Source organism: Undibacterium hunanense (assembly GCF_014284335.1).
Classification (GTDB): domain Bacteria; phylum Pseudomonadota; class Gammaproteobacteria; order Burkholderiales; family Burkholderiaceae_D; genus Undibacterium; species Undibacterium hunanense.
On record NZ_JACOGF010000010.1, the window covers coordinates 55,962 to 69,036 of the forward strand.

The window sequence follows — 13,075 nt, forward strand, 5'->3', positions numbered from 1 at the left end:
AGCATCCTATTTATGATGATCAGATCTCTTCATACAAAGGCAGAGTCAAAAATTCAGCAAAGTTTTCTGAAGTCGACATCTCTTCAAAAATTTGCGCTGCGCGGTCATAAGTTGCACCTGTGCCAGCGACTTCCTTGACCTTGACCAGTTCTTCCGGAATCATGGCACGCACCATGCCTGCAGTGACCTTGCGGCCATCTTCCAGGTTACCCTTGGCCGAGCGTATCCATTGCCAGACCTGGGAACGGCTGATTTCTGCCGTTGCCGCATCTTCCATCAGGTTATGGATAGGCACGCAACCATTGCCAGCCAGCCATGCCCCCAGGTAATGAATGCCGACGTTGATGTTGTAACGCAGGCCCGCTTCGGTGATTGGTGTTTCTGGCTGGAAGTTCAGCAAGTCCTTGGCGCTGACTTCAATATCCGGGCGCTGTTTGGAAATCTGGTTCGGTGCGTCGCCCAGTACTTTTTTGAATTCTGTCATGGCCAGATCAACCAGACCTGGATGCGCTACCCAGCCGCCATCGTAGCCATCAGTTGCATCGCGGGCTTTGTCATTACGTACACCGCCCATGGCGATTTCGTTTTTCTCAGGATCGTTCTTGATAGGGATCAGTGCTGCCATACCGCCGATGGCCGGTGCATTGCGCTTGTGGCAGGTTTTCAGCAACAGCAAGGCGTATGAGCGCATGAAAGGCGCCGTCATGGTGACCTTGGCACGGTCTGCCAGACAGAAATCTTTGTCGTTCTTGAATTTTTTGATGCAAGAGAAAATATAATCCCAGCGACCGGCGTTCAGGCCAGAGCTATGCTCACGCAGTTCATACAGGATCTCATCCATCTCGAAAGCAGCGACGATAGTTTCGATCAGTACTGTAGCTTTGATGGTGCCTTGCGCCAGGCCAGTTTCATTTTGTGCCATGACGAAAATATCATTCCACAAACGTGCTTCCAGATGCGATTCCATCTTCGGCAGGTAGAAATAAGGGCCAGCGCCGCGCGCCAGTTGCTCTTTGGCGTTATGGAACAGGAACAGGGCAAAATCAAAGATGCCGCCAGAGATGCGCTTGCCATCAACCAGCACATGTTTTTCATCCAGGTGCCAGCCGCGTGGGCGCACGACCAGGGTGGCGATCTTGTCATTCAGCTTATAGGACTTGCCGTTTTGTTCCAGGCTGATGGTGCGACGCACGGCGTCGCGCATATTGATCTGGCCGGTGATCTGGTTGTCCCAGTTCGGGGTATTCGAATCTTCGAAATCTGTCATGTAACTGTCAGCGCCTGAGTTGAAGGCGTTGATGACCATCTTGCGCTCTACCGGGCCGGTGATTTCTACACGGCGGCATTCCAGTGCTTTGGGGATAGGTGCAATTTTCCAGTCGCCTTCGCGGATATGCAGGGTTTCTGGCAAAAAGTCTGGTGTCTCGCCAGCATCCAGGCGTTTAGCGCGTTCTACGCGGGCGGCCAGCAATTCCTGGCGGCGCGGTTCAAATGCGCGGCTCAGTTTGGCAACCAGGGCCAGTGCTTCAGGTGTCAGAATCTCGGCAAAGCCTGGTTTGATTTCGCCAGTAATTTGCATGCCTTCAGGTAAAGTCAGTTGTGTCATGATGGTCTCCAGAAAAAATAATGTAAAACGAAATCAGTGGCGATGTTTTTCAACAAACGCGATCAGGTCTTGCAGGCTGCGCCCTTCGCCATGCGGCGTGACGCCCAACTGTTCCAGCGGCGCATTTTGCCGGTTAACCCAGAATGTGGTGTAACCAAACCAGGTGGCGCAACAGGCATCCCAGCAATTGCTGGATACAAACAGGATATTCTTGGCCGGCACACCAAATACATCAGGTGCCATCTGGTAGGCTTCGGGCGCTGTCTTGAATTTTTTGACGACTTCAACCGACAGCAAATGACTGAACAGACCCTGCATGCCAGCCGCATCAACCGCTGACTGTAGCATGTGCAGATTACCGTTCGATAAAATCGACATCTTCAAACCCTGCTTGTGCAAATCTTGCAGTACGGGCAGGTTTTCAGGGAAGGCTTGCAGGCGCGCATACTGGCCCATCAAGGTATTTTGTGCATCCAGACTCAGTTCCAGCCCCAGCTTCTGGCAACAGAAAATCAAGGCATCCTGCGTCACTTCCCAAAATGGCTTGTACATGCTGCACATGGTACGCAGACGTGTGTATTCAATCTGCTTGTCACGCCATAATTCTGCCAACAGCTGCCCCTTGCCGGGAAACAGCTTGTCTGCCTGTTCACTGATGGAATACACATCGAACAAGGTACCGTAAGCGTCAAAAGCGATGGCTGATATGGGCATGATTTTCAGTTAAGGTATCAAGAATGCATTAAAAGTAGCGTTTCAAAAATTTAATCGCCATTAACATGAAAGCAGTATATTCAATATAAAATCACATAATCATCGAATTTCATCACTACATCTTTTCATTTTAGTTGCAAATGGAAGATTAACCAGCCAGGTTGCCATGGATCAGTTCAAACAAATCTCGACTTTTGCCGAAGTGGCAACACGCGGCAGCCTGTCAGCCGCAGCAAGGGCCGAAGGCGTCGCCCCCGCCATGATAGGCCGCCGCCTGGACGCGCTGGAAGAACGCCTGGGCGTCAAGCTCTTGCAGCGTACCACCCGCAAGCTGGCACTGACGAATGAAGGCGAAGCCTTTCTGGAAGATTGCCAGCGCATACTGGCTGATCTGGAAGCGGCAGAAGGCGCCGTGTCTGAACGTAGTGCCCGCGCCAGCGGCACGTTGACGATTTCAGCCCCGGCAGGTTTTGGCCGCCAGCATGTGGCGCCACTGATGCCATCTTTTCTGAGTGAGCATCGCGATGTCAAACTGACGCTGAGCCTGAATGACCGTGTGGTGGACTTGATCGGTGAAGGCATAGACGTGGCGATACGCATCGCCGCCCTGACCGATTCCAACCTCATCGGCGTCAAGCTGGCGGACAACAAGCGCGTGGTAGTCGCCTCACCTGCCTACATCAAGCGCCATGGCACACCAAATACGCTGGATGAACTCAGCAAGCATAACTGCCTGGCTTTCAGCGCCGATGGCAGCCAGCGCGGCTGGACCTTTCGCCAGAACGGCAAAAATGTCACGCTGAAGGTGGAAGGCAATATGGTCTGTAATGATGGCGAGGTCCTGCATGACTGGGCGCTGTCAGGCAAGGGCCTGGCCTGGCGCTCGATGTGGGAAGTGGGGGCAGAAATTGAAAGCGGCAAACTGGTCACCGTACTGGATGAATTCAATGCACCAGGCAACGATATCTACGCCATATTCGCCCAGCGCCGCCACCTGCCCCTGCGCATACGCGCCTTCATCGACTTCCTGCGGCATGCCTACAGCCAGCCGAATTACTGGAAGAAATCGTGATGCCACTTTTATTTTTCTGGCACTAACAGCGCTCACATATTTATATCGAAACCAAGGGATTGAGTAAATTGAGTAAGCCAGATCAAGGCCATGAGAATCAGGCCAGACGGACTTGCGACGAGCAGTTACGAATAGCCTGCATCAACACATTCATCAATATTATCTTTACACCATCAAACAATCCCGAATAAATACCGCACTGCAAAATTTTTGTAACAAATATTAACATTGAAGACTTTTTCATAATATAATTGTTGCGACTTTTTATAGCAATTCGGGCGCAAATGTAATCATGGTTTTGCGCGTGCGTGTCTTCAATCCCCTCCTGCTTGGCGGTGTTGATCTACATCGCCATATCGATCAAGTTCTAATGATCATGCATCCTCGATGTATGAAACCCTTCTTGTGTCAAATTTTTAAATTCTGGTATGCGTAAACTTATATTCTTCATGTTTTTGCTGTTGCTTCAGTCTGTCGCGTTTGCACTTGGTTCGACTGCACCTGGTCCCAAAGTTGGCTGGGCGGATGTAGATGGTCACGATCCTCTTTTCGGGACGGCTGAGGCGTACTGCGCCTTTAAAACTAAAGACAATACCAATCCGCTACGTGTATTTGGTATTGCGCCAGTGGGAAGTCCATACCCGAATACTGACGAGCAGAAGACTTGTGTAGAGCATGAAATAGATGCTCAGGGCAATCCAATTGGATTGGCGAATTATTTGTTCTATGTACTTAAACTTAGAATTTGTCCAGGCGGTAGTCAGTTAAGTGAAAGCAAAACCTCATGCAATTGCCCGACACCAGCAGTGTGGGTCGAAGCCAATGCCTGGGCGCCAGCAGGTTGTGTAGTCCCCAAACCCAAACAACCGGAACCGAAAAAGAAACCGGATTGCCCAAATCCGCCACCTGAACCAGAACCCAATCCAGGTCCTGAAGCGGACCCCAATCCTGGTTGTGGCGACCCCATCTACCCAGCAACCGGAAGCGTTACTGAAAATGAAGTTGACTTCACCGTGAACACGTCCGGGTTTAACTTCATGCGTTCATATAGCAGCAATCGGACTGACGTTGATGACTTTACCGTGCGCTTGTTTGGACGTCACTGGGTAAGCCGTTTCGATTCACGCATTGTGCAAGAGCCTGCGCGGGCCGCCAATACCACAGATAATTCTTACTGTTTTTCTGGCGCTGACGGTGGTATTTTTTGCCCTGATCAATCGCAAAAACTAAGCGGCTTGACTATACCCGACACAGTATCCGTAGCCAGGCCAAATGGTAGTCGCAATGTATTCACCATGGTTAATGGCGTGGGGGTAAGTGACTCCGACATAAACAACCGACTAAGTACAAGCCTTGATGCCAATAATAAAATACTCTGGACTTTTGTTAATACTTCAAATGATCAGGTTGAAAAATATAGTGCTGATGGCAAATTGCTTTCTATTACTTCACGCTCAGGTGTCACGCAGACGTTGACATACAGCACGGGTGTCAGCAATGACACTACTGTGTCACGCTTCCCTGCAAATGCACCTGCCTGTAGCAATGTCTCAACAGGCCCCATTTCCCCCGCAGATCGTCTGTTATGTGTCACAGATAGCTGGGGCAAGCAAATCCAGTTTGAATATGACATCACAGGACGTATTGTTAAAACAATTGCGCCAGACAATCAAGTCTATACATATGCGTATGACGGCCCATCGGGTGGATGTGTGACAGTCAACAACATCAACCCCGCTTGCGCTGCAAGCAATTTGACCAGTGTGACTTACCCGGGCGGCAAAACCAAAACATATCACTATAACGAATCCGCATTGATTAATGCAGGCACCCCTTGCCGGGTCGAATTGGTCGGCAATGGTTTTGGCAGCTTGATGAACTCCTTGACAGGCATCACCAATGAAGACGGCGTTCGTTCTTTGTCATGGGGCTATGACTGCAGTGGCAAGGCCGTGATGTCCCAGCATGCTGACGGTATAGAAAAAGTCACCATCAACTATTCCTACAGTGAAGACGGCTCCAACGACGTGCATAGCCTTAAGTTTTTTGGGGGAACTACTGCAGCGCCCACCGCTAGTGAAACGAATTGGGTGTTCAAGAGCGTGCTTGGCGTTTCACGTTTTGTTGGTACCTACGCCAACTGCTCTGGTTGTCCTGGAACAACGGGCTACTCGTATGACGCCAACGGCAATGTGATCAGTTTCAGTGATTTCGTGAATACAACTACATTTGAATTTGACCTGAATCGCAACCTGGAAATAAAACGCACAAGGGGAGCTGGTTCGGCACTCGCGTTAACTACAACAACCTCCTGGCACCCCACTTATCGCCTTCCGGTACAAGTGAATCAACCTTTGCGCCGCATCACTTATACCTATGACGCAAAGGGAAATATACTCACTCGCACCGAACAGGCAACCAGTGACACCAATGGCAATCAAGGCGCCAATGCCGCAGTCGTTGGCGTTCCTCGTACATGGACCTATACCTACAATACCCTTGGTCAGGTTCTCAGCCTTACTGGCCCGCGCACGGACATTACCAGCAAGACTGTGTATAGCTATGACAGCCAGGGCAATCTGGCCAGCATTACCAATGCACTTGGTCATATCACTACCTTGTCCAATTATGATGCAAATGGCCGTTTAGGCAGCATCACCGACCCGAACGGCGTCGTCACCAATCTGAGTTATTCACCGCGCGGCTGGCTGACCCAGCGTGCGACGACTGGCGGTGGCATCACTGAAACCACAGGCTATCAATACAACGGCGTCGGCAAGATTACACAGATTACCTTGCCCGACCAAAGCGTCATTACATTGACCTACGATGCTGCCTCACGCCTGATTAAAATCAGCGACAGCCTGGGCAATAGCATTAACTACACTCTCGATATCAGGGGCAATCGTACCGCCGAAACCGTTACAGATACCGGTGGGAACCTGACACGCAAAATTAATCGTGTGTTCGACCCATTTACAAGTGACCTGACGTCGATTTCAGGAGGTGCGCAATGAACCAACTGCGGACATTTAACATGAGCACTACTCGCCATCAACAAAGCAATCAATCCAAAGCATTTGGAATGATCAAAGGCCTGACCCTGGCCATTGTTGCCATCTGCAACACGGCCCATGCCGACAGCCCAAGCATGACTTATCAGTTTCAGTATGATTATGCGCATAAGGTGACCAAGATAATTAATGGAACTGGGGCAGCAACCACATACCGTTACGATGCTTTGGGACGCCTTGAGATACAGACTGAACCTGTGGCAATTACTACCGGCAACTATGCGATGCCGCTAATCAGCTATGGCTATGACGGGCAAAATCATGTCACAAAGATTGCCAACTTAGGCGTGAGAGAAACGCTTTACACAGTCGATGGCCTGGGTAACCAACTTGCAATCAATAGCGCAGAAACGGGAAGCACCACGTTTACAGTAGATGCAGCCGGCAACGTGCTACGAAAACAAGATGCGAAAGGCCAGCTTACCACCTATAGTTACGATGCAATAAACCGCTTAAGTCGCATCGTCTACAGCGATAACACGTCCACTGAATATAGCTACGACCAGGGTGTCAATGCCAAAGGACGCCTTACCCAGATCAGCGATGCCAGTGGCACAATTCAATACAACTACGATAGCCGCGGCCGGATACTCAGTGAAACACGTAGCATGCCAACAAATGCTGCCGCAGGCCCCAGTACCACAAGCTACACTTACGACAGCGCAGGACGATTGAAAACATTAACCTATCCAAATGGACGGGTTGTGACGTATACACGCGATTCAATTGGCCGCATCACACAGATTGATAGCAGCAAAGATGGCATGCTGGCGACAGTGGCAAGCCAAATCACATATCGCCCCTTCGACAGTGTACAAAGCTATCGCAATAGCGCAGGACAAACCTCTACTCGCGGCTTTGACCTTGACGGAAGAATTTCAAGCTATACCTTGAACAACCAGGTGCAGGAAATTACTTACGATGCAGCTAACCGCATCACTGCCATCAACGAAATCAATAGCGCGGTCCGCCAGGCCACGTATGGTTATGACTTGCAAGATAGACTCACTAGTTATGTAACTCCACAGAACAGCCAAAGCTTCAGTTTCGACGCTTTTGGCAACCGTAAAACGAAAAGTACGGGCACTGCCAACACCACATATAACTACGGCAATAACAATGATCGTCTGGCACAGGTAATCGATAGTCAAAGCAATACCATTGGCACCGACCCCAACGGAAGCATCACCAGCAATGGCAATAATCAATTTAATTACGATGCCAGAGGACGCATGATCTCTGTGAACACCAGCGCTGGTGTGGTGCAATACCTGATTAACGCTTTGGGTCAGCGCATTCAAAAAATACGTCCTGCAACCAGTACCAGTGCGGCCACCACTACCATGTATTTTTACGATAAAAATGGAAAGCTGATCAGCGAACGTACCGGCCAAAGCGACATTGACTACATTTATCTAGAAGGTGTGCCTGTAGTCGTAGCCAAATAAACGGTGATCGCGCACAGTGGTAAAAATAACTTGTTGCCATAAAAAGCGTTGATAAAGTTGGTAAAAACACTTTCGTTAAAAGTTGAAGATAATCAAAAACATGATGCACTCATCAAAGTTTCTCCGTACGGGATTACGGAACTGGCAACTGGCCATACTGGTTGCCGGCAGCCTGCTTGCAGCAACTGCTGCCCCCTCATCACACGCCGCTATCACAAAGCCTGTTGGCATTATCATTGTGCCCGGCGGTGGCGGCACCACACCAGTCGCAACAGGCGGCAGCATATTTAATGTTTTTGATGGCGGTAAAATTACGCTGGGTGATCTGCAAAATACCCAGGCTTTTTGCAACCCCAGCTTTTACGATTCTCCAAAACTGAATGTTGCCACTGAAAATTTACTGGGCACCACACAATGTAAAAACAGCAGTTCGACCACATCTGACGCAGCTACATTCATTGCAGCCACGGGTACCACGTCGCCCCGCATCAGTTTGCCAACTTATCTCAGCACCACCAACCTGCTGGATGTGAACTACGCCAACAGCGCCCAGGTCATCGCCAACAATGGCAGCACCAGCACCACCCTTAATGGTGCCGGGCAACTGACCGTCACCAGCAACAGCGGCGGCACCACAGCATCACAAACCCTGACCCTCAAAGTACAAAGCAGCGTACTCAGCCTGCCTGCCGGAGAATATGCCAAAGTCGCTAGCCAGGCTGGTGGTGTCCTGCACTTCCAGGGCGGCAGTGTCGCCACCCGCATCAAACAACTCAGTGTTGCCAACTGCAACGGCAGTACCATGGAGTTTGAACCGGGTGATTACTATATAGAAACTGCCAGCTGGCAACAAAGCTGCCACCTCGCAGTCAGTCCTGCTGCCAGTGGTAATACTGCCACCAGCGTCAACCTGTATTTTAAAAACGCCTTCACCCTCAATGCCGGCCCCACCTGCTGGAACATCAGCGGCACCTGTGGCAGCACCATGGGCAGCACCCAGATCCAGGCCCAGCAACCGCAAAAGCTCAAGCTCTACGTATATAACGGCAACTTCACCACCGTACAAGGGGCACAGATTGCGGCTGGTATCTATGTAGACCAGGGCGATGTCAGCCTCACCAGTGCCAACAACTTCGCCATCATCGGTGAAGTCTTCGCCAAAAACATTCGTACCACCAACGGTGGCGTAACCGCTTTTGCCTATCGTCAGGTGCTCAGCACCACAACAACGGGTGGTGGCAGCAATCCAGGACCAGGCGCAGCACCCAACATCAGCCTGACGGCTCCGCTAAACAACACCAATTTCAGCGCTCCTGCGAATATCGTGTTGACAGCCGTAGCAGTCCCTCAAACACTGGACGGTAACAATGGCCCTATCGGCCAGGTCCAGTTCTATCAGGGCACGACACTTATTGGCACCGCTAACGCTCCAATAGCACCCGACAGCACCAGCTATAGCATTACCTGGAACAATGTGGCGGTGAACAGCTACAGCATCACTGCCAAAGCGATTGATACCAAAAACAATATTGGCACCAGCACGCCGGTCAATATCAGCGTCGTCAATAACAACGCGCCTGCAGTTGGCCTTACGGCCAGCCCTGTCAATGCAGTGGCACCAGCCACCATTATCTTGAATGCGAATGCAACGGACAGTGACGGCACAATCGCCAAAGTAGAATTTTTCAACGGCACCAATCTGATTGCAACCGTCACTACTGCGCCCTATAGTTTTAACTGGACTGAAGTACCGGGCGGTAATTACAGCCTGACAGCCAAAGCCACAGACAATCTGGGTGTCAGCACCACATCCGCACCAGTGACTGTTTCAGTGACTGCGCATGTCGCAAAATTCTATGACATTCACAGCGATCATCTGGGGACGCCACGGGTCATCACCGACGACACAGGCAGTGAAGTCTGGCGTTGGGACAGTACACCCTTTGGGGAAACGCTGGCCAATGAACAACCAGCTTCCTCTACCAAAAAATTTACTTACAATATCCGTTTCCCTGGGCAGTACTTTGATGCAGAGACGAATCTGCACTATAACTACTTCAGGGATTATGATCCACAGACAGGAAGGTATATTCAGTCTGATCCGATTGGGTTGGCGGGGGGATTAAATACTTATGGGTATGTGGAGGGAAATCCGGTTCGTTATTTCGATGCGTTGGGTCTTGACAAACAAATCGGTGTTAGCGCAAGTGGCACTATATTTGCAGGATTCATTGGTGGTGGTGGCGGTGCTACTTTCGGCATTACGACGGATGGAACAATTTCAGGAACATCTCTTTTTCTTACGGAGCAAGTGAATGCAATGGTTGGTGTAGGCGCATATGCAGGCGTAGGGGCTGCTCCATATGCTGGTCGTACCGATGGCCCTATGACATCTAGTTCTGGCAGCGTGTCAGGTTATGCTGAGGCAGATTTAGGAACTGGACCGGCAGCATTTTCTGGTGCAGTTGCGGCAGATAAAGATGGAAATTGGGGTGCGAACGGCTCAGGACCAGTTAAAGCAATTCCTGGCGTTGGACTTGGTGCAGCAGTTGGAGTCGGAGTATCGTATTCTTCAACTCAGGTGTCACCGAGTTTTGGCGAAATATGGAAAAGAATACGTGATTTAGGGAAAAACAAATCTAAACAATGCAAGTAAATGAAAAATTAGTGTATTTTCAAGAAAAACTTAAGGAAGTGTCATGACTCTATATATTTTTGTTGCTGGAACTTGTTTATTGCCCTTGATATTTTGGTTTCCTGATGCGACAAAATATGTACTTCTTCTGGTAGAAATTTTATGGGGTACTTCTTATTTTCTTGTGGTTAATCAAAACTATAGAAAAAAGCTACCTATACATACACGTGGTGGGATGGTCAGTTATACAGATAGCCCCAGACAGTATAAAATTTCATACGCAGTAATGTATTTTATTGGGATAGGATTTCTGTTCACAAGTTTGATCATTACGCTATTTTCTTAATGAACAAGCACTATACATTTTCCGGCTAAACTGATGGGTTCATGCGCCCATCCAGATCCGAGCTCAGTCAGGTCAAGGCTCAGAAAATTATTGATCGATGCAGGTGGAGGCGCAGGTCAACTGCACCATTCTGTGAATTATGGAGCTCAAAACTAATTTTCTGAAGATAAAGTATATGTGCCAAACCTTATTGAAACTGAAAAATATTGTATTAGGGGCTGTTGACGTTTCACATAGGCAACCATAAAAAAGCGTAGGCCATGGCGACAGGGCTTTCATAATTGCGTTTAATTTGTTGAATCTTGTCGCCAAAACCCAAAACTGTTTTAGCCGTGCAAACACATTCTCGACGAGTTGACGGTATCGATTTAAGCCAATCAGGTGATTAGCTATTTGCATTTGCAATTAAATTTTTAATTTCTTTTTTAACATCCAAAAAACATACTGTACTCATAACTCCAATATGCGTCTGCTCATTAATATTTTCCTGGTTTTAGGACTTTTCAGTTATTCAGCAATTGCAACGGCCGATTTGTCGGATAGTTCTTTAGCGTCTAAAGAGGAACAGAAATTTGCCAAAGAATATTTGCAGCGTATTCATAACAAAGATTTTGCTTTTGTAAAAAGTAAGATGGATGCTGAGTTACAAGCAAAAGTCACTGACGAAACCTTGTCTCAGCTCGCAAGTTTTTTCCCTCATGGAAAAGTATTGTCTACGGAATTGATAGGAGCACAAATTGATGTCGTGGATTCCGACTGGTTCGGGAATTTCAAGTTTGAGTATCATTATGAGGCGGGATGGGCTGTAGGGCATATTGCATTGAAGCGCAAAAATGATCAACTTACGGTTGTTGGATTTAGCATCAATAAAACTAAAACGTCACAAAAAGAAATCAATCGTTTTACATTTTCTGGTAAGTCAGCAATACACTATGTAACACTTATTGCGGCTGTCTGCGTTTTTCTATTTATTCTTATTACGCTTGTTGTCTGCATGAGAACGACCATGCTTAAGAGAAAATGGTTGTGGGCGCTTTTTATTGTTTTGGGTGTTAGTGCGATTGATGTGAATTGGACCACAGGGGAATATGCATTTCAGCTAATTCGATTCCAGTTATTTGGTGCAGCAATGGTTGCTAATAGCGAGTATTCACCCTGGATTATTACTGCCAGCTTTCCGCTGGGGGCAATTGTGTTTTGGTTTAGACGTTCAAGATTAGTAGCATTTACCAATAGTTCGAAGCAGGACGTGTAAGTTTTATGTCATGCAAGAAGAGTCTATTCACCTATGGTTGCGACATAAAAAGAGATTAAGCTAGTTATACAACTTGGCTTGAATCCACGTTTTGCAAACGTTAAGCGCTAGTCGCTTACGTGTAACACTGAAACTGAAGTAGTAGTCGCCGCAGCATTCGAAAATTATTGATAGGTATAAATTTAAGCGTGCTACAAAAACAGCGTATTACGCTCCTTGATGGGTTAGACACACAGTGAAAACATCCACCACGAAATTATATCGATCAATTCTTGTCGGAATACTTCTGTGCCTGATCGTTTTTTTGGGTGCGATGCCGGCGTACCAATATGTTTCAAAAAAATCGATTTCGAAGGAAGTTTCGCATCTTATTGATGAGCTTACACAAAGTCCAAAACGACAAGAGGCAGCTTTTTTGCATCTTGAATCGATGGGGACAAGCGCTGTGCCACATATCGTGGCTCATTTATCGGATGTGCGGCCACTTGCTGAGAGAACAGTGCGGTTGCCTAATAATTTTCCATCCGCGAGAGAACCTTCTCGATACTATGAGGCGGAACAAGTTCACGAAGCACTATCCGCGTTGTTAAATCAAATGACAAATGAAAAGTTTCCAGTTTTCTACGATGGCGCCACCTTTCAACAGAAGATGGCCAATCGTGACAAATGGGTCTCGTGGTGCAGAACTCATTATCCTGATGAGGTTTCAATTTGTGAGGGCAAGGAAGGACTGAATTAAGCCACAGAGTTCAAACCGTTTGAGTCATCATTGACACAAGTAAAACTACAGCTAACCAATTGACGAAAGATGCAGCCGACGCGTATCTTAAGCTAGCGAAGCGAATAATTGATAAGTACAAAAAAATTAGCAATCTTCCGGGTATAAAAACACAAGAAGAACGAATCAAAATATTGAAGAAAATAT

Annotated in this window: 9 protein-coding genes and 1 pseudogene; 7 read left to right on the plus strand and 3 right to left on the minus strand. The window is 48.2% G+C overall.

From position 1 onward, the window contains the following. Positions 1–19: 19 nt before the first annotated feature. Positions 20–1,606: a malate synthase A gene (gene aceB / locus H8L32_RS18600; protein ID WP_186948771.1), complete on the minus strand. Its 1,587-nt coding sequence runs from the start codon at positions 1,604–1,606 to the stop codon at positions 20–22. Positions 1,607–1,639: 33 nt separating this feature from the next. Then, the gene (locus tag H8L32_RS18605) at positions 1,640–2,323 is read right to left on the minus strand and encodes a haloacid dehalogenase type II (RefSeq protein WP_186948912.1); all 684 of its coding nucleotides are present in this window, start codon (positions 2,321–2,323) and stop codon (positions 1,640–1,642) included. Positions 2,324–2,486: 163 nt separating this feature from the next. On the opposite strand from H8L32_RS18605, the gene H8L32_RS18610 reads away from it, so the two are divergent. From H8L32_RS18610 to H8L32_RS27600, 5 genes are all read left to right on the plus strand, one after another. Further along, the gene (locus H8L32_RS18610) at positions 2,487–3,392 is read left to right on the plus strand and encodes a LysR family transcriptional regulator (RefSeq protein ID WP_186948772.1); all 906 of its coding nucleotides are present in this window, start codon (positions 2,487–2,489) and stop codon (positions 3,390–3,392) included. Between the two features lie 428 nt (positions 3,393–3,820). Continuing rightward, complete coding sequence (locus H8L32_RS18615) at positions 3,821–6,409, plus strand: DUF6531 domain-containing protein (protein ID WP_186948773.1); 2,589 nt, start codon at positions 3,821–3,823, stop codon at positions 6,407–6,409. Continuing rightward, positions 6,406–7,914, plus strand: coding sequence for an RHS repeat protein (locus H8L32_RS18620; RefSeq protein ID WP_186948774.1), 1,509 nt, complete (start codon positions 6,406–6,408; stop codon positions 7,912–7,914). Before H8L32_RS18615 ends, H8L32_RS18620 begins: the two co-directional genes overlap by 4 nt. 100 nt (positions 7,915–8,014) lie before the next feature. Beyond that, positions 8,015–10,570 carry an RHS repeat-associated core domain-containing protein gene (locus tag H8L32_RS18625; protein WP_186948775.1) on the plus strand — a complete coding sequence of 852 codons (2,556 nt, stop codon included), beginning with the start codon at positions 8,015–8,017 and terminating at the stop codon, positions 10,568–10,570. Positions 10,571–10,613: 43 nt separating this feature from the next. Then, positions 10,614–10,895, plus strand: coding sequence for a hypothetical protein (locus H8L32_RS27600; protein ID WP_222619415.1), 282 nt, complete (start codon positions 10,614–10,616; stop codon positions 10,893–10,895). Between the two features lie 229 nt (positions 10,896–11,124). On the opposite strand, the pseudogene H8L32_RS18630 reads toward H8L32_RS27600, so the two are convergent. Further along, positions 11,125–11,270, minus strand: a pseudogene (locus H8L32_RS18630) (IS5/IS1182 family transposase); the annotation flags it as partial. 88 nt (positions 11,271–11,358) lie between these two features. Here H8L32_RS18630 and H8L32_RS18635 point away from each other — a divergent pair. Further along, positions 11,359–12,150, plus strand: a complete 792-nt coding sequence (locus H8L32_RS18635; RefSeq protein ID WP_186948776.1) for a hypothetical protein — start codon at positions 11,359–11,361, stop codon at positions 12,148–12,150. A gap of 235 nt (positions 12,151–12,385) precedes the next feature. Next, positions 12,386–12,889 carry a hypothetical protein gene (locus H8L32_RS18640; protein ID WP_186948777.1) on the plus strand — a complete coding sequence of 168 codons (504 nt, stop codon included), beginning with the start codon at positions 12,386–12,388 and terminating at the stop codon, positions 12,887–12,889. Positions 12,890–13,075: the final 186 nt, after the last annotated feature.

Bases quoted from the DNA above. Each gene is read 5' to 3' on its own strand.
- aceB (WP_186948771.1), bottom strand. From the start codon at position 1,606: ATGACACAACTGACTTTACCTGAAGGCATGCAAATTACTGGCGAAATC.
- H8L32_RS18610 (WP_186948772.1), top strand. From the start codon at position 2,487: ATGGATCAGTTCAAACAAATCTCGACTTTTGCCGAAGTGGCAACACGC.
- H8L32_RS18615 (WP_186948773.1), top strand. From the start codon at position 3,821: ATGCGTAAACTTATATTCTTCATGTTTTTGCTGTTGCTTCAGTCTGTC.
- H8L32_RS18620 (WP_186948774.1), top strand. From the start codon at position 6,406: ATGAACCAACTGCGGACATTTAACATGAGCACTACTCGCCATCAACAA.
- H8L32_RS18625 (WP_186948775.1), top strand. From the start codon at position 8,015: ATGATGCACTCATCAAAGTTTCTCCGTACGGGATTACGGAACTGGCAA.
- H8L32_RS27600 (WP_222619415.1), top strand. From the start codon at position 10,614: ATGACTCTATATATTTTTGTTGCTGGAACTTGTTTATTGCCCTTGATA.
- H8L32_RS18635 (WP_186948776.1), top strand. From the start codon at position 11,359: ATGCGTCTGCTCATTAATATTTTCCTGGTTTTAGGACTTTTCAGTTAT.